The 20,678-nt window shown below is 47.8% G+C and carries 18 protein-coding genes; 8 read left to right on the top strand and 10 right to left on the bottom strand.

Going from position 1 to position 20,678, the window contains the following annotated elements; genetic code table 11:
- Nucleotides 1–312: 312 nt before the first annotated feature.
- The 4 genes from A7589_RS12860 to A7589_RS12845 form a co-directional block, all read right to left on the bottom strand.
- Nucleotides 313–795 carry a YqeJ family protein gene (locus tag A7589_RS12860; protein WP_000199214.1) on the bottom strand — a complete coding sequence of 161 codons (483 nt, stop codon included), beginning with the start codon at nucleotides 793–795 and terminating at the stop codon, nucleotides 313–315.
- On the bottom strand, nucleotides 782–1,597 hold the full coding sequence (locus tag A7589_RS12855) for a winged helix-turn-helix domain-containing protein (protein ID WP_108188868.1): 816 nt from the start codon (nucleotides 1,595–1,597) through the stop codon (nucleotides 782–784). The genes A7589_RS12860 and A7589_RS12855 overlap by 14 nt, the downstream gene beginning before the upstream one ends.
- A gap of 333 nt (nucleotides 1,598–1,930) precedes the next feature.
- On the bottom strand, nucleotides 1,931–2,563 hold the full coding sequence (locus tag A7589_RS12850; RefSeq protein WP_010354900.1) for a helix-turn-helix transcriptional regulator: 633 nt from the start codon (nucleotides 2,561–2,563) through the stop codon (nucleotides 1,931–1,933).
- A 458-nt stretch (nucleotides 2,564–3,021) separates the two neighbouring features.
- Nucleotides 3,022–4,251 carry an amino acid permease gene (locus A7589_RS12845; RefSeq protein ID WP_000036850.1) on the bottom strand — a complete coding sequence of 410 codons (1,230 nt, stop codon included), beginning with the start codon at nucleotides 4,249–4,251 and terminating at the stop codon, nucleotides 3,022–3,024.
- Between the two features lie 256 nt (nucleotides 4,252–4,507).
- On the opposite strand from A7589_RS12845, the gene A7589_RS12840 reads away from it, so the two are divergent.
- From A7589_RS12840 to ygeA, 5 genes are all read left to right on the top strand, one after another.
- The gene (locus A7589_RS12840; RefSeq protein ID WP_000656049.1) at nucleotides 4,508–5,689 is read left to right on the top strand and encodes an acetyl-CoA C-acetyltransferase; all 1,182 of its coding nucleotides are present in this window, start codon (nucleotides 4,508–4,510) and stop codon (nucleotides 5,687–5,689) included.
- Nucleotides 5,690–5,973: 284 nt separating this feature from the next.
- Entirely contained in the window at nucleotides 5,974–6,810 is an 837-nt protein-coding gene (gene kduI, locus A7589_RS12830) for a 5-dehydro-4-deoxy-D-glucuronate isomerase (RefSeq protein WP_000383242.1), read from the top strand.
- A 29-nt stretch (nucleotides 6,811–6,839) separates the two neighbouring features.
- Entirely contained in the window at nucleotides 6,840–7,601 is a 762-nt protein-coding gene (gene kduD, locus A7589_RS12825) for a 2-dehydro-3-deoxy-D-gluconate 5-dehydrogenase KduD (RefSeq protein ID WP_000602499.1), read from the top strand.
- A gap of 315 nt (nucleotides 7,602–7,916) precedes the next feature.
- The gene (araE, locus tag A7589_RS12820) at nucleotides 7,917–9,335 is read left to right on the top strand and encodes an arabinose-proton symporter AraE (RefSeq protein WP_108188867.1); all 1,419 of its coding nucleotides are present in this window, start codon (nucleotides 7,917–7,919) and stop codon (nucleotides 9,333–9,335) included.
- A 128-nt stretch (nucleotides 9,336–9,463) separates the two neighbouring features.
- Nucleotides 9,464–10,156, top strand: a complete 693-nt coding sequence (ygeA, locus tag A7589_RS12815; protein WP_000848676.1) for an amino acid racemase — start codon at nucleotides 9,464–9,466, stop codon at nucleotides 10,154–10,156.
- Between the two features lie 4 nt (nucleotides 10,157–10,160).
- Here ygeA and lysR read toward each other — a convergent pair whose 3' ends face one another.
- Complete coding sequence (lysR, locus tag A7589_RS12810) at nucleotides 10,161–11,078, bottom strand: DNA-binding transcriptional regulator LysR (RefSeq protein WP_000741843.1); 918 nt, start codon at nucleotides 11,076–11,078, stop codon at nucleotides 10,161–10,163.
- A gap of 254 nt (nucleotides 11,079–11,332) precedes the next feature.
- On the opposite strand from lysR, the gene lysA reads away from it, so the two are divergent.
- Nucleotides 11,333–12,595: a diaminopimelate decarboxylase gene (lysA, locus tag A7589_RS12805; RefSeq protein ID WP_001120727.1), complete on the top strand. Its 1,263-nt coding sequence runs from the start codon at nucleotides 11,333–11,335 to the stop codon at nucleotides 12,593–12,595.
- 6 nt (nucleotides 12,596–12,601) lie between these two features.
- Here lysA and galR read toward each other — a convergent pair whose 3' ends face one another.
- Nucleotides 12,602–13,633 (bottom strand): HTH-type transcriptional regulator GalR, encoded by a 1,032-nt coding sequence (gene galR, locus A7589_RS12800; RefSeq protein ID WP_000201035.1) that lies wholly within the window; start codon nucleotides 13,631–13,633, stop codon nucleotides 12,602–12,604.
- Nucleotides 13,634–14,219: 586 nt separating this feature from the next.
- Here galR and aas point away from each other — a divergent pair.
- Nucleotides 14,220–16,379, top strand: a complete 2,160-nt coding sequence (gene aas, locus A7589_RS12795) for a bifunctional acyl-ACP--phospholipid O-acyltransferase/long-chain-fatty-acid--ACP ligase (protein WP_000899033.1) — start codon at nucleotides 14,220–14,222, stop codon at nucleotides 16,377–16,379.
- Nucleotides 16,372–17,565 (top strand): lysophospholipid transporter LplT, encoded by a 1,194-nt coding sequence (lplT, locus tag A7589_RS12790; RefSeq protein ID WP_000004643.1) that lies wholly within the window; start codon nucleotides 16,372–16,374, stop codon nucleotides 17,563–17,565. The genes aas and lplT overlap by 8 nt, the downstream gene beginning before the upstream one ends.
- A gap of 32 nt (nucleotides 17,566–17,597) precedes the next feature.
- On the opposite strand, the gene A7589_RS12785 is transcribed toward lplT, so the two are convergent.
- The 4 genes from A7589_RS12785 to mutH all read right to left on the bottom strand — a co-directional run bounded on the left by A7589_RS12785 (nucleotide 17,598) and on the right by mutH (nucleotide 20,573).
- Nucleotides 17,598–18,638: an NADP(H)-dependent aldo-keto reductase gene (locus tag A7589_RS12785; RefSeq protein WP_001199282.1), complete on the bottom strand. Its 1,041-nt coding sequence runs from the start codon at nucleotides 18,636–18,638 to the stop codon at nucleotides 17,598–17,600.
- A gap of 107 nt (nucleotides 18,639–18,745) precedes the next feature.
- Nucleotides 18,746–18,964 carry a lipoprotein YgdR gene (gene ygdR, locus A7589_RS12780; RefSeq protein WP_000758660.1) on the bottom strand — a complete coding sequence of 73 codons (219 nt, stop codon included), beginning with the start codon at nucleotides 18,962–18,964 and terminating at the stop codon, nucleotides 18,746–18,748.
- Between the two features lie 137 nt (nucleotides 18,965–19,101).
- On the bottom strand, nucleotides 19,102–19,815 hold the full coding sequence (locus A7589_RS12775; RefSeq protein ID WP_000895630.1) for a TerC family protein: 714 nt from the start codon (nucleotides 19,813–19,815) through the stop codon (nucleotides 19,102–19,104).
- 68 nt (nucleotides 19,816–19,883) lie between these two features.
- Nucleotides 19,884–20,573 carry a DNA mismatch repair endonuclease MutH gene (gene mutH, locus A7589_RS12770; RefSeq protein ID WP_108188866.1) on the bottom strand — a complete coding sequence of 230 codons (690 nt, stop codon included), beginning with the start codon at nucleotides 20,571–20,573 and terminating at the stop codon, nucleotides 19,884–19,886.
- Nucleotides 20,574–20,678: the final 105 nt, after the last annotated feature.

Genomic DNA, 20,678 nt, shown 5'->3' with positions numbered 1-20,678 from the left:
ATATAGGGGCAAATCCACCCTGTCAGTTTATTATTGCTTTTGATATGCCAGATATGAAAAATATTTGTTTGTTTTTTTCACCATCATATATATCACCATTTTACAATGGAGTATTCTCACTGGTAATATTTCCTTCAAATTAATACCGGCAAGGCGTTAATTTGAAGAGTGAGTGTCATACTGAGAGAAGGGGAATATATTGCTGATGTTTTTAGGGAGTGGAAGGTTGCTATATAGATATGTATGGTTATAAAAAATTATAGAAATATTGCATGTGTTATTTTTAATATTTTTATTTCGACCGTGTCAGGGTTACCTTGCACAGTACATAATCGCTCTGTTACTAATGTTAAAAAGAAAACCGCGATTACCCTGTGTTTGTATATTATAGCTTATCATTTTTCCTGAAAAGACATAGAAGTCAGGAAGGAGTAGTGCGAGTTTATTATCTTCAACTTGATCAATAATATCGAACTTATTTATTTTGTTGGAGGTGAGATGCAACGTATTATAATTTTCAGTCCATGTATATTCAATATCACGTCGAATTGCTTTATAAGCCTTTGTGTTTTGTTTCCATGTACCGCTGAGTGCAACTATACCTGTCTTTTTGTTTTTATTATACATAAAGTCAAGAGTAAGATTGGCTTGTCCCTGGTCATTAAAAATAACCCAGTTAGCTGTACATTTTTCATTGTATGCGATTTGCTGTTTAGAATAATGATAGGTAATAAAAAGAACAAATCCGCTAATAAAACATAAAATAAGTATCAGGGCTTTTTTATAACGAGTCACGATTAATCCCACGATAAGATAAAGTTAAACAACTTGCAACTTCGTTATTTATATGGCTTTTTTTGCAGGCCATAACAATCAAGCCCGGAAACGATCTGGCGAGAGGGAAATATAGCCATGGATATTTCTTGCAGTCAATTCCTGACGCTAATATATGCTTTTTATATTTATCAAAATCTTTCAGGCCATTAATGCTATCTTCTGTTACATTAAAATGACAACCATTTATTTCTGCAACAGTCCTGTAATCTCTAAAGAATGGTTTGGGTTGATTATTATTCCATAGTAAAAATGCGGTAAGCAAACCCACACCAAATGCACTTAACATGAGTAAATAAAATTTAGAGTGCCGGAGTATGTTCCTGACATGATTATCTGGAGCAGAATTTATCTCTTTAACCCCATCTGTAACGTTCAAACTGAGGGGAGAGTTGTGCTTTTGAACATCTATTGCAGAGAGGGGGGTATGATTTTCTATGTTGATATCGTTATTGAGTTTGAACCCTTTTCTCGGCACGGTTGCAATAAGCGAATGAGTCGTATCACCAACCGCGCGAAACCCACGCCTGATAATCGATATGTTTTGGTATAACGTGTTGACCGGTACACGCATACCTTCTTCTTCCCAGACTCTGGAGAAAAAGTCCTGCTGGGCGACCACATCTGGAAAAGCTTCGAGTAGCAACGATAAACACCTGCTTGCGGGCGTTGTCAGAACAACGTTCAACTCGGCGTCATGTACCGAAATTAATTTCTTGTGTTCCGGCCAGAACTCAATATTATTGTTAATAATCCAGTACATAGGTCAATAAAACACAGCATCAAGAAAATTCAAATGAGATAGTTTGGTAAGTATATTAGTATTCATCTAATAAATATATATTAATTTTATATTCATTATGACAATTATAATTGCAATATATTAATGCAACTTAAATAACCATATGTGTTAACAAATTTAACGGTTATAACGTCTACTTTTATGGTTTTTTCTCTCATGAATTTTTGAATAACACACAAAATTCACATGATTAAACTAAAAATTAACAAGCGGACTTGAAGCTCATCGTATAAAACACGGGCATCATTATAAATGCCCGTATATACAATAATTATTATTGCCGATAGTTACGCTTCAATGCTGAACTGAGTTTGAGCGTATAAATAATTCGTTTATTTTACCACCCATCCTTTTTTCAATTCTTTGCTTGTAGGCGTAGATGCTACGGATATCCATGTCGAGAGTGTCTGCAATCTGATATGGATTATAGCCAGAGACCATATGCCCCATTATGGTGAACTCCATTTGAGTCAACGTATTGCCTCTGGTAAATGACAGGTAACGACCAATAAACAACTGCCTGATCTTCTCGTTAGCAACATCCAGTCCATCATCATTATATATAATGGCTGATATTGCGGGGTTGTGTTTTCTCCAGTAATTAGCAAGAGATTGCATATTCCTGTCGCTTATCAACACAATTCCCATTTCCGTACTTGCAAGATACTCAATCCAGTCTTTATCCAGGAAAAGACGTAAAAAACTTACTGAAAAATCCACAAAAATGTATCCGCTTAATCGAGCATTGTGATTTTTACTTAATATGCCTTCAACCACGCCACGATTAAAATACGAACTATCTTCGGGCCACATACAAAAACAGGCGTTTGCACAATACTGCAAGCGCGGTGACTTTTCTGGCATTATTTGGCAATGCATTGAGCAACTATTGCATGTAAGACTTTTATATCTACTACAAAGTCTCATGTTAATAACCTCCCTATTCATAGATAATCGCATAATTTCATTGGTTATTGATGATGTCAATACACCCTGATTTAATAAGCTTTTAATTGGAATTTGCGTTTAATCTGTATTTGATATTATTCTCAATAAGATATTTAAGAATGCATCATTAAGTTTTAAATATGGCTTGATTTCACTCATTTAACCATGTTTGGCTTATCGCAAATCAGATAAATGCTTAATGCATTAGGAATATCTATACTGCAAATTGTTTTCGAATAACCAGACGATATCGTGTAAATCTAAGTGACGCATCTTAAATAGTCTTATTTAAGATGTTCAGATTTTTACTGAGGATAACAGCTTGATATTGTTTGTTTATGCTATAGATAGTCAGGAGGGTGATTAATGGTGGAGAGGCATTGTAAGAACTGGAATGGTTCAAAATAATGACTATTTTGAACCATTCTCATCAGCGATTAACTAAAGAACATTACCGATACGCACAGGATACCCACGATCAACGTAATTAGATTTCCGATGGAGCGCCAGGGTTTAAGGGCTGGGATGAGATACGTAGACAGTGTTGGCATGATAAAAAGAATCATGGCAATGAGCGGACCACTGATCGCGTAAATCATCGAAATTGCGTTAGGGTTGATGCAGCAAACGATGAAAGTAATCAGTGATACCAACATAATTGACAGCGCGCGGTTAAATGCACGGCTTTTTTTAACGCCCGCCTGCTGTAACGTGGTTTTGACTAATTCCGTCGCACCTTCAATAACGCCAAAGTAGGTGCCTAAAAATGATTTAGACATTGCAACTACCGCGACTATAATCCCAGAAATTGACAACCATGCAGGGGAATTTGGCAGCATAGACAGTGCCGATAAAATGGTGACGCCTTCCTCTTTGGCTGCCTCAATATATGAAGGTGGAATTGATAACAGGCAGCTAAACACGAAGAACAGCACGCTCACACAGATGATGAGATAAGCGACCTTCATAATTTTTTTGCATTTATCCATAGCGTGTTCGCCGTATTTTTCTCGTCTGTCGATGGCAAACGTAGAAATAATCGGAGTATGGCTAAAGGCGAAAACCATCACGGGAATCGATATCCATATCTGGTGAAGGGTATTCTGATTGAACTCTACCTGGGTTGTTAATAAAGAAGGCTGCCAGCTACCGACCAGGTAGATGGAAAGAAATAAGAAGTAAGCAATCAGCGGGAAAACCAAAAATCCCATTACCCGAATTGTGGCATGACGCCCCATCAGAAAAATAAGATTCAGGATTAACACAACGCCAAGACTCACCAGCATACGGATGCGTAGATCAATGACCATATGCTTCGCCAGCTGTTCAGTGAGTGAGTTGGTGATTGCCACTGCGTATATCAGTACAACGACAAAAAAGGCAATGAAGTACAGAGTGGTAATCAGATTACCGATCTTCTTGCCATAGTAGTGAGTTACCGCGCCAGTGATCCCTTCGCCTGCCGATGTTTTTGAAGAAAGGATGAACTGGCACAAGGCCTTATGTGGCCAATATGTTAAAGGCCAGGCGACCAGTGCAGTAATAAACAGGACCACCGCTCCTGCTGAACCTAATTGAATAGGAAGGAAGAGCGTGCCTGCGCCAACGGCTGTGCCGTAGAGTGCGAAGCTCCAGAGAGTTTCTTCTTTTGACCAAATTTTAGACATTATTTGAACGTATCATCTACAAATTAAACAAAATGGAGGGCAATTTACCATAAACCAGGCCGGACATGGGAGATTAACGCTATATCAACCTCTGGATTGGTGTGTTAGTAGATGCAAACCTTGCGTGCCAGTCAGATATCATCCTCCCTTCTTACGGTAAATTTCCTTTGTGATAAAAATCACTTTTTTTAAACATTTTGGATAATTGAAATTAACAATCATTTACTATTGCGCTGTTAATTGGTGCGAGGTTGTGATGAAAGATGTTGTGATTGTCGGTGCGTTACGAACACCTATCGGCTGCTTTCGTGGCGCGTTGGCTGGTCATTCTGCGGTAGAATTAGGCAGTCTGGTCGTGAAAGCATTATTAGAGCGCACCGGCGTTGCTGCACATGCGGTGGATGAAGTGATTCTTGGACAGGTTCTGACTGCCGGGGCAGGGCAGAATCCAGCACGGCAATCTGCCATTAAAGGTGGTCTTCCCAACAGCGTTTCGGCAATTACCATTAATGATGTTTGTGGTTCCGGGCTAAAAGCTTTGCATCTTGCTACTCAGGCGATCCAGTGTGGCGAGGCTGATATTGTTATTGCCGGTGGTCAGGAAAATATGAGTCGTGCGCCACATGTTTTGACTGATAGCCGCACCGGAGCACAGCTTGGCGATAGCCAATTGGTTGATAGCCTGGTGCATGATGGCTTGTGGGATGCATTCAATGATTACCATATTGGTGTCACTGCCGAAAATCTGGCGCGCGAATATGGTATCAGTCGTCAGTTACAAGATGCCTACGCACTTAGCTCACAACAGAAAGCGCGGGCGGCCATTGATGCCGGACGATTCAAAGATGAGATCGTCCCGGTCAGAACGCAAAGTAACGGGCAGTTACTGATTGTTGATACCGATGAGCAGCCGCGTACTGATGCCAGTGCCGAAGGGCTGGCTAGTTTAAATCCGTCATTTGATAGTCACGGTTCTGTTACCGCAGGAAATGCCTCATCCATCAATGATGGCGCGGCTGCGGTAATGATGATGAGCGAAGCTAAAGCACATGCGTTGAATTTACCCGTGCTGGCACGTATTCGCGCCTTTGCCAGCGTTGGTGTTGATCCTGCACTGATGGGTATTGCTCCTGTGTATGCGACTCGCCGTTGCCTGGAGCGTGTAGGCTGGCAGCTGGCTGATGTTGATCTTATTGAGGCTAATGAAGCATTTGCCGCGCAGGCGCTTTCTGTTGGCAAGATGCTTGAATGGGATGAACGCCGGGTCAATGTTAATGGCGGCGCGATTGCATTGGGTCATCCGATTGGCGCCTCTGGTTGCCGCATTTTGGTTTCTTTGGTTCATGAAATGGTGAAACGCAACGCTCGTAAAGGATTGGCTACACTCTGTATTGGTGGTGGTCAGGGGGTGGCGTTAACTATTGAGCGTGACGATTAGATCTGTATTTCTTCCTTATCAGTTAAACCTCTACCGCCATCAAGCTGCTTTATAATGATGGCTGGCACGTCTATGCATATCCCATATAGAACCTGACTTTTTCCTTTCCCCGGCTTATTCGTGATCGACACTACACTTTTCACAATCGCCTTCTTAAAAATGAAACAATGTTTTATTTTTAATTGAAAAGAGCACATCACGGGCTTATCATCCTTCAATAGAAAAACGAAACGATGTTTCACAATCGTTCTAATTTCACACTTCAATGATTATCGGAGGTTGATGTGGACGTAAGACAGAGCATCCACAGTGCGCACGCGAAAACGCTGGATACCCAAGGGCTGCGCAATGAATTTTTGGTTGAAAAGGTATTCGTCGCGGATGAGTACACCATGGTTTACAGCCACATTGACCGTATTATTGTTGGCGGCATTATGCCGGTAGCAAAAACGGTTTCCGTTGGCGGGGAAGTAGGAAAACAACTGGGCGTGAGCTACTTTCTTGAGCGTCGTGAGCTGGGCGTTATCAATATTGGCGGAACCGGTACGATTACCGTCGATGGCCAATGTTATGAAATCGGTCACCGCGACGCCCTCTATGTTGGTAAAGGTGCAAAAGAAGTTGTTTTTGCCAGCATTGATAGCGCCACTCCGGCGAAGTTTTATTACAACTGCGCACCTGCTCACACGACGTATCCCACCAAAAAAGTCACGCCGTCTGAAGTGTCTCCGGTTACGCTGGGCGATAATCTCACCAGTAACCGCCGCACGATTAACAAATACTTTGTGCCGGATGTGCTGGAAACCTGCCAGTTGAGTATGGGGCTAACGGAACTGGCACCGGGAAACCTGTGGAATACCATGCCGTGCCACACCCACGAGCGCCGGATGGAAGTTTACTTCTATTTCAACATGGACGATGACGCCTGCGTTTTCCACATGATGGGGCAACCGCAAGAAACGCGTCACATTGTGATGCATAACGAACAGGCGGTGATTTCCCCAAGCTGGTCTATCCATTCAGGTGTAGGAACCAGGGCTTATACCTTTATCTGGGGCATGGTCGGTGAAAACCAGGTCTTTGATGATATGGACCACGTTGCCATTAAAGATCTGCGCTAGTCGCGGATATACATGAATAAGGTATTCTCATGATTTTAAATGCATTTTCTCTTGAAGGTAAAGTTGCAGTTGTCACCGGTTGTGATACTGGGCTGGGGCAGGGAATGGCGTTGGGTCTGGCGCAAGCGGGCTGTGATATTGTTGGCATCAACATTGTTGAACCAACAGAGACCATTGAACAGGTCACTGCGCTGGGGCGCCGTTTTTTAAGCCTGACCGCCGATCTGCGTAAGATTGATGGTATTCCAGCACTGCTGGATCGTGCAGTGGCAGAATTTGGTCATATTGATATCCTGGTGAATAACGCCGGATTAATTCGCCGCGAAGATGCTCTCGATTTCAGCGAAAAAGACTGGGACGATGTGATGAATCTGAACATCAAGAGCGTGTTTTTCATGTCCCAGGCGGCGGCGAAGCACTTTATCGCGCAGGGCAATGGCGGCAAGATTATTAATATCGCGTCAATGCTTTCATTCCAGGGCGGGATCCGCGTGCCCTCATATACCGCATCAAAAAGCGGCGTAATGGGTGTGACGCGCCTGATGGCGAACGAATGGGCAAAACACAACATCAACGTTAACGCGATTGCTCCGGGTTACATGGCGACCAACAATACTCAGCAACTGCGGGCTGATGAACAGCGTAGTGCGGAAATTCTGGATCGTATTCCAGCGGGGCGTTGGGGGTTGCCGAGCGATCTGATGGGGCCGGTGGTGTTTCTGGCGTCCAGTGCTTCTGACTATGTTAATGGCTACACCATTGCCGTGGATGGTGGCTGGTTAGCACGTTAATTCATTTAGCTTACATTTATGACCCTGTCACATTGGCAGGGTTTTTTATTTCTGATAATCAACATAATCCATATCACGGCTATTAAATAATCCATATTAATTATCAATTGATAAGTTTTGTTGGTTTTATCTGCTTTAAAATTAGTTGCTTAATAATAATGTCATTAATTTCACTTAATTTTAAAAGTGTAATGTCCATCACATAACTGCATGTGGCAGCAATTTAATCCATATTTATGCTATTTCCGACCTGACACCTGAGTTAATTGTTCACGTATTTTTTCACTATGTCTTACTCTGTGCTGGCAGGAAAAAATGGTTACTATCAATACGGAATCTGCTTTAACGCCGCGCTCTCTGCGTGATACGCGGCGTATGAATATGTTTGTTTCGGTAGCTGCTGCGGTCGCGGGATTGTTATTCGGTCTTGATATCGGGGTTATCGCAGGTGCATTACCGTTTATCACCGATCACTTTGTGCTGACCAGTCGTTTGCAGGAATGGGTCGTCAGTAGCATGATGCTTGGCGCAGCAATCGGTGCGCTGTTTAACGGCTGGCTGTCATTCCGTCTGGGACGTAAATACAGCCTGATGGCTGGTGCTGTGCTGTTCGTATTGGGCTCAATAGGGTCAGCGTTTGCCACCAGTGTCGAAATGTTAATCGCGGCCCGTGTGGTTCTGGGGATTGCGGTGGGGATTGCCTCTTACACTGCGCCACTGTATCTCTCTGAAATGGCGAGTGAAAACGTGCGTGGCAAGATGATAAGTATGTACCAGTTAATGGTCACACTTGGCATCGTTCTGGCGTTTTTATCCGACACAGCATTCAGCTATAGCGGTAACTGGCGCGCAATGTTAGGTGTTCTTGCCTTACCGGCAGTTGTGTTGATTATTCTGGTGGTCTTCCTGCCGAATAGCCCGCGCTGGCTGGCGGAGAAAGGGCGTCATATTGAGGCGGAAGAAGTGCTGCGTATGCTGCGCGATACGTCGGAAAAAGCGCGAGAAGAACTCAACGAAATTCGTGAAAGCCTGAAATTAAAACAGGGCGGTTGGGCGCTGTTTAAGATCAACCGTAATGTCCGTCGAGCAGTGTTTCTCGGTATGTTGTTGCAGGCGATGCAGCAATTTACCGGTATGAACATCATCATGTACTACGCGCCTCGCATCTTCAAAATGGCGGGCTTTACGACCACAGAACAACAGATGATTGCGACTCTGGTCGTGGGGCTGACATTTATGTTCGCCACCTTTATTGCTGTCTTTACAGTAGATAAAGCGGGGCGTAAACCAGCACTGAAAATTGGTTTTAGCGTGATGGCATTGGGAACTCTGGTGCTGGGCTATTGCCTGATGCAGTTTGATAACGGAACTGCTTCCAGTGGTTTGTCCTGGCTCTCTGTTGGCATGACAATGATGTGCATTGCCGGTTATGCGATGAGCGCCGCGCCAGTGGTGTGGATCCTGTGCTCCGAAATTCAGCCGCTGAAATGCCGCGATTTTGGTATTACCTGCTCGACCACCACAAACTGGGTGTCGAACATGATTATCGGCGCGACCTTCCTGACTCTGCTCGATAGCATTGGTGCGGCAGGTACGTTCTGGCTCTACACTGCGTTGAACATCGCGTTTGTTGGCATCACCTTCTGGCTTATTCCGGAAACCAAGAATGTCACGCTGGAACATATCGAACGTAAACTGATGGCTGGTGAGAAATTGAGAAATATCGGTGTCTGATTTCACAGGCCGGATGTGCTGTACATCCGGCCTTTTTTTCGCTAATAGAGATCTGGCACCAGGCCGTTGAGGCGTTTGTCTCGTTCCTTAATCAGCCCTGTTGCGGTAACTCACACCAGGAGAGAGGAATGAAAACAATTGGTTTGCTGGGAGGAATGAGCTGGGAATCCACCATTCCTTACTATCGCCTGATAAATGAAGGTATTAAACAGCGACTTGGCGGGCTTCACTCTGCGCAAGTGCTGCTACATAGCGTCGATTTTCATGAAATAGAAGAGTGCCAACGTCGCGGTGAGTGGGACAAAACAGGAGAGATTCTTGCCAGTGCGGCGCTTGGATTACAGCGGGCTGGAGCAGAAGGTATTGTGTTATGTACCAATACGATGCACAAAGTTGCAGATGTCATCGAGTCTCGTTGCTCACTGCCTTTCTTACATATTGCGGATGCCACCGGGCGTGCCATCACCCGTGCTGGAATGACGCGCGTGGCGCTGCTGGGAACGCGCTACACCATGGAACAGGATTTTTATCGTGGACGGCTGGCAGAGCAATTTTCTATCGATTGTCTGGTGCCTGAAGCGGATGAGCGGGCGAAAATTAATCAGATTATTTTTGAAGAACTGTGTCTGGGGCAATTTACCGAAACGTCACGCGCTTATTATGCACAAGTCATTACTCGTCTCGCAGAACAGGGGGCACAGGGCGTGATTTTCGGTTGTACTGAAATTGGTTTACTGGTGCCAGAGGAGCGCAGTGTCCTGCCCGTGTTCGATACCACCGCTCTTCATGCCGAGGATGCCGTCGCCTTTATGCTGTCGTAACTCGCTACAAAATAGCGTTAAGTGAGGCAACCAGATTCGGTAAACCTGCCTGTAAGTGCTCACTAAATGCCTGCACCAGTGCTGATGACGGGCGGTGAAGGGGGCGAATCAGGCTAACGGTAAACGGAACTGCAATGCTAAATCGTCGCACCACTAAACCGCTTGCCGCATAATCCAGTGCGGTGAGCGGGTTAACCACGGAAACTCCCGCCCCCGCCCGTACCATCGCGCAGACTGACGCGGCGCTGTGGGTCTCCACAATCATGCGGCGTTTAACCTGATGTTCATTAAATAGTTGATCCAATAACTGGCGATAGCTGTCAGTACGGGAAAGGCTGATGTAATTCTCACCCTGAAAATCTTCCGGCGTTAATACCTCTTTTGCTGCCAGCGGATGCCCCTGCGGTAAAACACATACTTCATCTAAAGACAGTAATTCAGTACGTTCCGTACCCGCAGGTGTATGCAGCGTCTCGGTGAGGCCTAAATCATGGCGCTGGGCCGAGAGCCACTCTTCAAGTAGCGGCGATTCCTGCGGCACTATGTTTAAGCTGACTTCAGGATAGCGAGCCAGAAACGGTTGCATCAGTGGCGGCAAAAAAGACTGCGAAAAGACCGGCAGGCAGGCAATAGACAGTTCGCCCTGGCGAAACTCGCGCAAACTTTCTGCGGCACTGACAATGCGATCCAGGCCGTACCAGGATCGCTGCACCTCTTCGAACAGCCGCAGCCCTTGCACGGTAGGATGTAATCGTCCACGTACGCGCTCAAACAATTTCAGCCCAATCACTTTTTCAAAGCGCGCCAGTTCGCGGCTGACAGTGGGTTGTGAAGTATGTAGCAGTTGTGCCGCTTCAGTCAGGCTTCCGGCGGTCATCACCGCATGAAAAATTTCAATATGACGTAAGTTAACGGCGGCCATCTGCTTAATCTCATTCTTCGGTAATCCATATCATTTTTGCATAGACCTGGCATAAATCGATATTTTTTATTCTTTTTATGATGTGGCGTAATCATAAAAAAACACTTATTCAGATTGTTGACAATGTGCGCTTTGTTGATGCGCCTACAAGATCATGCAAATTCAATATATTGCAGGAGCCATGTAGGCCTGATAAACGAAGTGCATCAGGCAATGTTTTATTCGCCGTCAGCCTCACTTATTCGGAGTTTGTTATGCCACATTCACTGTTCAGCACCGATACCGATCTCACCGCTGAAAATCTGCTGCGCTTGCCCGCAGAATTCGGTTGCCCGGTTTGGGTCTACGATGCACAAATCATTCGTCGGCAGATTGCGGCTCTGAAGCAGTTTGATGTGGTGCGCTTTGCGCAGAAAGCCTGTTCCAATATTCATATTTTGCGCTTAATGCGTGAGCAAGGCGTGAAAGTAGATTCCGTCTCGTTGGGCGAAATCGAGCGCGCGCTGGCGGCGGGTTACAATCCACAAACGCATCCCGATGACATCGTCTTTACCGCTGATGTTATCGACCAGGCTACGCTCGAGCGTGTCAGTGAATTGCAAATTCCGGTGAATGCGGGTTCTGTCGATATGCTCGACCAACTAGGCCAGGTTTCGCCAGGGCATCGGGTATGGCTGCGCGTTAATCCGGGATTTGGTCATGGACATAGCCAAAAAACCAATACCGGCGGCGAAAACAGCAAGCACGGTATCTGGTATACCGATCTTCCCGCCGCACTGGAAGTAATACAGCGGCATCAATTGCAGCTGGTCGGCATTCACATGCACATTGGTTCCGGTGTTGACTATGCGCATCTGGAACAGGTGTGTGGTGCGATGGTGCGGCAGGTTATCGACTTTGATCAGGATTTACAGGCGATTTCTGCTGGCGGTGGGCTTTCAGTTCCTTATCAACAGGGAGAAGAAGCGGTTGATACCGAGCATTATTATGGCCTGTGGAATGCGGCACGTGAGCAGATCGCTCATCATTTGGGTCACCCTGTGAAACTGGAAATTGAACCGGGTCGCTTCCTGGTGGCGCAGTCTGGTGTGTTGATTACCCAGGTGCGAAGCGTCAAACAGATGGGGAGCCGCCACTTTGTGCTGGTTGACGCCGGGTTTAACGATCTGATGCGCCCGGCAATGTACGGCAGTTACCATCACATTAGCGCACTGGCGGCTGATGGTCATTCCCTTGAGCACGCACCAACGGTGGAAACCGTTGTCGCCGGGCCGCTATGTGAATCGGGGGATGTTTTTACCCAGCAGGAGGGGGGGAATGTCGAAACTCGTGCTTTGCCGGAAGTGAAGGCAGGGGATTATCTGGTACTGCATGATACTGGCGCATATGGCGCGTCAATGTCATCAAACTACAATAGTCGCCCACTGCTGCCAGAAGTTCTGTTTGATAATGGTCAGGCGCGATTGATTCGCCGTCGCCAGACCATTGAAGAATTACTGGCGCTTGAGCTGCTTTAATTGCGGCTAGTTGCTGGAGGCGTTATGACTTGTCTCCAGTGACGGTGTTGAAACTGAATGGCGACGTACCAGCGTTGGACTAAAGACGTTGGTAATTTCAGGAAGCGGGTGATTGTTCGCCAGAGCCAAAGCCAGTTCGGCAGCCTGAGTCGCCATCGTTACAATTGGATAGCGTACTGTCGTCAAACGCGGACGCACATAGCGCGATACCAGCACATCATCAAAGCCAATCAATGAAATCTCACCCGGTACATCAATACCATTATCATTGAGTACACCCATCGCGCCCGCCGCCATTGAATCGTTATAACAGGCCACGGCAGAGAAATTTCGCCCCCTTCCCAGCAGTTCAGTCATTGCCTGTTCGCCGCCGCTTTCATCCGGTTCGCCAAAAGTTACCAGCCGATCATTGGCCGGAATACCGCTTTCGGCAAGGGCATCGTAATAACCCTGCAGACGATCTTCGGCGTCAGAAATAGAGTGGTTAGAGCAGAGATAACCAATGCGAGTATGGCCTTGTTGAATCAAATGACGCGTCGCCAGCCAGGCGCCATAACGATCGTCCAGTGCGATGCAACGATTCTCAAACCCCGGAAGGATCCGGTTGATCAGCACCATACCGGGCATTTGTTTCATCAATGCTGTCAAATCGGCATCGGGAATCATTTTGGCATGAACGACCAGTGCGGCGCAGCGATGGCGGATCAACTGCTCAATGGCCTGACGTTCTTTTTGCTCGTTGTGGTAACCATTACCAATCAATAAAAAATTACCCGTGTGATAAGCCACCTGTTCAACCGCTTTCACCATTGCGCCGAAAAAAGGATCAGAGACATCGCCAACAATCAAACCAACGGTTTCGGTGGCCTGTTGTGCCAGCGCCCGGGCGTTGGCGTTCGGGTGATAGCTAAGAGACTCCATTGCACTATGTACAGCCAGCCGGGAAGCTTCGCTGGCTTTGGGAGAATTATTAATGACGCGGGAAACTGTGGCGACTGAAACGCCTGCCAGTCGGGCTACATCCTTTATGGTCGCCATGAAAATACCTTTGTGGGTAAACGCTTACATTCTGTCAGTGTTACGGAAAACGTCCGTTGGTTCAAGGGGTGTGGTACTTTCAGCGCGGGGAATGTGAGCGAAACGCAAATAAGTAAGACAAAAAAAGAGATTGCAAACCTTTGGTTACACTTTGCGAAACGCTGTTGCGATTGACCGCTGGTGGCGTTTGGCTTCAGATTGATAAAGTGGTGATCCCAGAGGTATTGATAGGTGAAGTCAACTTCGGGTTGATCACATGAATTACACCAACCTGCGCAGATGCGCAGGTTTTTTTTGTCTGTCATCAATCTGTAACAGTAACCGATAATTTACACACCTGGTTGCATTTCCCTTCACTCCTTTGCGTTTTCTCGCTGGCGAACAGTCTGTGTGCAGACCACAATCAAGATCCCAGAGGTATTGATTGGTGAGATTATTCGGTACGCTCTTCGTACCCTGTCTCTTGCACCAGCCTGCGCGGATGCGCAGGTTTTTTTTCGCACCCATTTTACTGTCGCTCGCGTTCTCCTTCTGGTGTAATCTCGCACCATTCGCTTTTACTGAAGAATGAGCAAAGGGAGTTGGAATGCTTTTTAGCTTTTTTCGTAATTTGTGCCGTGTCCTGTACCGTGTTCGCGTGACAGGCGACACCCAGGCACTGAAGGGCGAGCGCGTTCTTATCACGCCCAATCACGTCTCATTTATTGATGGCATATTGCTGGCACTGTTTTTACCCGTTCGCCCTGTTTTTGCCGTTTACACCTCCATCAGCCAGCAGTGGTATATGCGTTGGCTGAAATCATTTATCGACTTCGTTCCCCTCGACCCGACGCAACCTATGGCAATTAAACATCTGGTACGTCTGGTGGAACAGGGGCGACCGGTGGTGATTTTCCCTGAAGGACGAATCACGACAACCGGCTCGCTGATGAAAATCTACGATGGCGCGGGTTTTGTCGCTGCGAAGTCAGGTGCGACAGTCATTCCAGTGCGTATTGAAGGGGCGGAACTTACGCACTTCAGCCGCCTGAAAGGTCTGGTTAAACGTCGCTTGTTCCCGCAAATTCATCTGCATATTTTGCCACCAACGCAGGTACAGATGCCGGATGCGCCGCGTGCCCGTGACCGTCGCAAAATCGCTGGCGAAATGCTGCATCAAATTATGATGGAAGCGCGTATGGCAGTGCGCCCGCGTGAAACGTTGTACGAATCCTTTTTGAGTGCGATGTACCGCTTCGGTGCGGGTAAAAAGTGTGTCGAAGATATCAATTTTACCCCTGACACCTATCGTAAATTACTTACCAAAACGCTGTTTGTCGGGCGCATTCTTGAAAAATACAGTGTTGAAGGGGAACGCATCGGCTTAATGCTGCCCAATGCGGGCATCAGTGCGGCAGTGATTTTCGGAGCCATCGCACGTCGTCGCATTCCCGCAATGATGAACTACACCGCCGGGGTAAAAGGGCTGACCAGCGCCATTACGGCGGCTGAAATCAAAACCATCTTCACTTCCCGCCAGTTTCTCGATAAAGGCAAACTCTGGCATCTGCCGGAACAGTTAACTCAGGTACGTTGGGTCTATCTGGAAGATTTAAAAGCGGACGTCACCACTGCCGACAAAGTGTGGATCTTCGCGCATCTGCTGGTGCCGCGCCTCGCACAGGTAAAACAGCAGCCAGAAGAAGAGGCGCTGATCCTCTTTACCTCCGGTTCTGAAGGTCATCCGAAAGGTGTTGTCCATAGCCATAAAAGCATTCTGGCGAACGTCGAGCAGATTAAAACCATTGCCGACTTCACCACCAATGACCGCTTTATGTCGGCATTGCCACTGTTCCACTCTTTTGGTCTGACTGTTGGCCTGTTTACGCCACTGCTGACGGGGGCGGAAGTATTCCTTTATCCAAGCCCGCTGCATTACCGCATTGTGCCGGAACTGGTGTACGACCGCAGTTGTACCGTGCTCTTTGGTACCTCGACCTTCCTCGGTCACTACGCGCGCTTTGCCAACCCGTATGATTTCTATCGTCTACGCTATGTGGTGGCAGGCGCAGAGAAACTGCAAGAAAGCACCAAACAGCTTTGGCAGGATAAATTTGGCCTGCGCATTCTTGAAGGTTACGGTGTGACGGAATGCGCGCCCGTGGTGTCCATCAACGTACCGATGGCGGCGAAACCAGGTACGGTAGGGCGTATTTTGCCTGGTATGGATGCTCGGCTGCTGGCGGTTCCGGGTATCGAAGACGGTGGCCGCCTGCAACTGAAAGGGCCGAACATTATGAACGGCTACCTGCGGGTAGAGAAGCCGGGCGTGCTGGAAGTGCCCACCGCCGAGAATGTTCGCGGCGAAATGGAGCGCGGCTGGTATGACACGGGCGATATCGTGCGTTTCGACGAGCAGGGCTTTGTGCAGATTCAGGGGCGCGCGAAACGCTTTGCCAAAATTGCAGGCGAAATGGTGTCGCTGGAAATGGTGGAACAACTGGCCATTGGCGTTTCTCCAGACAAGATGCATGCCACTGCGATTAAGAGCGATGCCAGCAAAGGTGAGGCGCTGGTGCTTTTCACCACGGACAGTGAACTGGCGCGCGATAAACTGCAACAGTATGCCCGCGAGCACGGCGTGCCGGAACTTGCCGTACCGCGCGACATTCGCTATCTGAAACAGATGCCATTACTGGGCAGCGGTAAACCTGACTTTGTCACGTTGAAAAGCTGGGTAGACGAAGCGGAACAACACGATGAGTGAGTCAGTGCACACTAACACTTCGCTGTGGTCGAAGGGGATGAAAGCGGTTATCGTCGCGCAGTTTCTCTCTGCGTTTGGCGATAACGCGCTGCTGTTTGCCACTCTGGCGTTACTGAAAGCACAGTTCTATCCGGAGTGGAGTCAGCCCGTCCTGCAAATGGTGTTTGTAGGTGCTTACATTCTTTTTGCGCCGTTTGTCGGGCAGGTGGCCGATAGCTTTGCCAAAGGTCGGGTGATGATGTTTGCCAACGGTCTTAAGCTGCTGGGTGCTGCCAGTATCTGCTTTGGCATCAATCCCTTTCTCGGCTATACGCTGGTCGGCGTGGGAGCAGCGGCGTATTCACCGGCGAAATACGGTATTCTCGGCGAATTAACCACGGGTAGTAAGTTAGTAAAAGCTAACGGTTTAATGGAAGCTTCTACCATAGCGGCGATTTTGCTCGGTTCCGTAGCCGGTGGTGTACTGGCAGACTGGCATGTTCTTGTCGCTCTGGCAGCATGTGCGCTGGCCTATGGTGGTGCGGTCGTCGCCAATATCTACATTCCAAAACTGGCGGCGGCGCGTCCGGGGCAGTCGTGGAATCTCATCAACATGACCCGCAGTTTCCTGAATGCCTGCACCTCGTTATGGCGCAATGGAGAAACGCGTTTTTCGCTGGTAGGCACCAGTTTGTTCTGGGGAGCAGGCGTCACGCTGCGTTTCCTGTTAGTACTTTGGGTGCCGGTGGCGCTGGGCATTACCGATAACGCCACGCCGACCTATCTCAACGCCATGGTGGCGATTGGCATCGTGGTTGGTGCCGGCGCGGCAGCGAAGCTGGTCACGCTGGAAACCGTTTCACGCTGTATGCCCGCCGGGATTTTAATTGGCGTGGTGGTGCTGATTTTCTCCCTGCAACATGAGCTGCTGCCAGCCTATGCCTTGCTGATGTTGATTGGCGTGCTGGGCGGCTTTTTTGTCGTTCCATTGAATGCGTTACTCCAGGAACGAGGTAAAAAAAGCGTCGGGGCGGGGAATGCGATTGCAGTACAGAACCTTGGCGAAAATAGCGCCATGTTGTTGATGTTGGGCATTTACTCGCTGGCGGTCATGGTGGGTATTCCTGTCGTGCCCATTGGCATTGGCTTCGGTGCGCTGTTTGCGCTGGCAATAACGGCGCTGTGGGTCTGGCAACGCCGTCATTAATATTTAACGCCGGGTAAGCCCGGCGTTAATGCTTAAGGTGCCGGATAAGTATAAACCTGATGCACCGCTTCAATTTCAGTTAATACGTCTTCGCTCAACTCCAGATGTAAACTTTCGATGTTAGTTTTCAACTGTTCCATCGTCGTTGCGCCCAGCAGCGTGCTGGCAACAAACGGTTGGCGGCGTACAAAAGCGAGCGCCATCTGAGCAGGATCGAGACCATGACGTCTGGCAATATCAACATATGCCGCGACAGCTTTTTGCGTTTGCTCACCACTATAACGGGTGAAGCGACTAAAGAGCGTATTACGCGCACCAGCCGGTTTTGCACCATTGAGATATTTACCGGTCAGCGTGCCGAAACCCAGGCACGAATAGGCCAGTAACTCGACGCCTTCATACTGGCTGACTTCCGCCAGACCCACTTCAAAGCTGCGGTTTAACAGACTATAGGGGTTCTGAATAGTGACGATGCGCGGCAGATCGTGTTTGTCCGCCAGATGTAGATAACGCATTACGCCAAATGCGGTTTCATTCGACACGCCGATATAACGAATTTTCCCTGCGCGTTGGTATTCTGCCAGTGCATCCAGCGTATCCAGCAGCGAAACCGCAGGCGCGGAATCCGTCCAGCTATAACCGAGTTTGCCGAAGCAGTTGGTCGGGCGCTGCGGCCAGTGTACCTGATAAAGATCGAGGTAATCAGTCTGTAGGCGCTTGAGGCTGTCATGCAGAGCTTCGCGGATATTCTTCCTGTCCAGCGCCTGATCCGGGCGAATACCCTTGTCATTGTTGCGCGACGGTCCGCTCACTTTAGAGGCGATAATTAATTTTTCGCGGTTGCCATGTTTTGCCAGCCAGTTACCGACATAGGTTTCGGTCAGACCCTGAGTTTCGGGGCGAGGCGGTACAGGGTACATCTCGGCAACGTCGATAAGATTAATGCCCTGAGCAACGGCATAGTCGAGTTGTGCGTGGGCGTCGGCTTCGCTGTTCTGTTCACCAAACGTCATCGTGCCAAGCCCCAGCGTGCTGACTTCCAGCGAGCTGTGGGGTATACGGTGATATTGCATAGCCGTTTCCTTTTTATAATCACGACATAAGGAATATAAAAATGGCAGAGGGAAGGGAAAAGGGAAAGCGAAAAATCTTAAGGCCAGCCGGATGCTGACCTTATTTTTTAACGTTCAATAATTTGCGAGACATCATCGCGGTTAATTTGCATCGCGTTACCTTGTTGATCGTGATAACTCACAAGCCCGGTATCATCGTCAATTTCCGGTTTTCCATCAGTCAGGATCATTCGACCATCTTTAGTTGCCATCACATAATCGCTGCTACAACCGGAAACAGCAAATGCCAGTCCGACTGCGGAAATTAATACTGCCCATTTTTTCATCCGGTTATCCTCATTAAGCCCATCAATGATAATAGTCTGTTTATAATCTGACGTTATACATCTTGAAAGCAGGAAAGTCTTAAACTGTGAGAATAAAGGGAAGACGTTCGCTCTCCCACAGGAGAGCGAACGGAATATCAGAGCGGATTCTTTTTATTGCGAATCAGGTTGAGGCTTTCTACTGCAATGGAGAAGAACATCGCGAAGTAGATGTAACCTTTCGGTACGTGGATATCGAAACTTTCCAGGATCAGGGTAAAGCCCACTAGAATCAGGAAAGAGAGCGCCAACATTTTCACTGATGGATGGCGTTCAACAAAATCACCAATCGAACGTGCGGCGAACATCATCACGCCTACGGCAATGACTACGGCCGCCATCATAATAAACAAGTGATCCGACAGACCCACGGCGGTAATCACCGAATCGAGGCTGAAAATAATATCCAGCAGCATAATCTGCACGATAGCGCCGAGGAATGATGAAACACGTGTTTTCAGCCCTTCTTCTTCGCCTTCGATAGACTCGTGGATCTCCTTACTGGCTTTCCAGATAAGGAACAGACCACCCAGCAGCAGAATCAAATCACGAGCGGAAATTTCCTGATTGAAAATTGTAAAAAGCGGATTCGTCAGGCGCGTAACCCAGGCAATCGACGCCAGCAGCGCCAGACGCATAACCATGGCTCCTGCCAGTCCCAGACGCCGCGCGTGACCACGCTGTGCGGTGGGCAACTTTGCGACCACCAGAGAAAGGAAAATAATATTATCGATCCCAAGAACGATCTCCAGCAGCGTCAGCGTACCGAGCGCAAGCCAGGCGTTAGGATCGGTTATCCATGCAAATAACATCTAAAAAGCCCTGCCAAAAAAATGAAGCGGTAATTATATGCCCGGAATGCAGCAGGTCAAAGCGATGGCTACTGGATCAAAAAATGACGCGCCAGCAGTGCGCTGGTGAAATTCTTTTTCAGATAAAATCCGCGCGGCAATGTCAGAATTCGTTCACCCTCGGCGCCAATGGCTTCGGTGAGAGCTTTCGCATTCGCCGCTTTCGGTCGTATTTGCAAATATTCCCCGTGACGAGCGGTGATTCGCTCAACCTGACCGAGGACAATCATATCCATTAATTCTTCCCAGTCTTCGCGTAGCTGGCGGTCTTCCTCTTCGTTCGGACTCCACAGCAACGGTGCTCCTACGCGACGCTGCGCCAGTGGGATGCTGCGCTCGCCTTCAACCGGTATCCATAACACCCGTTTGAGTTTGTGGCGCACGTGGCTGGTTTCCCAGGTCACACCGCTATTGCCAGTTAACGGTGCAACACAAACGAATGTCGTTTCCAGCGGGCGACCAAGAGTATCTACAGGTATAGTTTTGAGTTCCACGCCTAAAGCGGCAAAATCTTGTTCAGGTTTACTTCCTGCGCTGGCGCCAAGCCAGATCTCCAGTAACACACCGATCCAACCTTTATCGCGTTTTAAATTCTCCGGCGTAACCAATCCGGCAAGTGCTGCCAGTTCACCAAGGGTGTAACCAGAAAGTTGCTGTGCTTGCGCTAATAACTGCGCTTCAGTTTCGGGGGGAGGGGGCAATGGGCGAGGTTGAGACATGGCATTACACCTTGATTAAAAAATAAGCAGCTATTTTGTACCGAATATTCAGAGTGTAACTTTTTCCACAAGCGTTATTCAATTCTATGATTTATCTTGTTTTTT

It is taken from the genome of Escherichia sp. MOD1-EC6475, assembly GCF_003046645.1.
Lineage (GTDB): Bacteria > Pseudomonadota > Gammaproteobacteria > Enterobacterales > Enterobacteriaceae > Escherichia > Escherichia ruysiae.
This window is presented reverse-complemented; position numbering and strand designations above follow the sequence as displayed.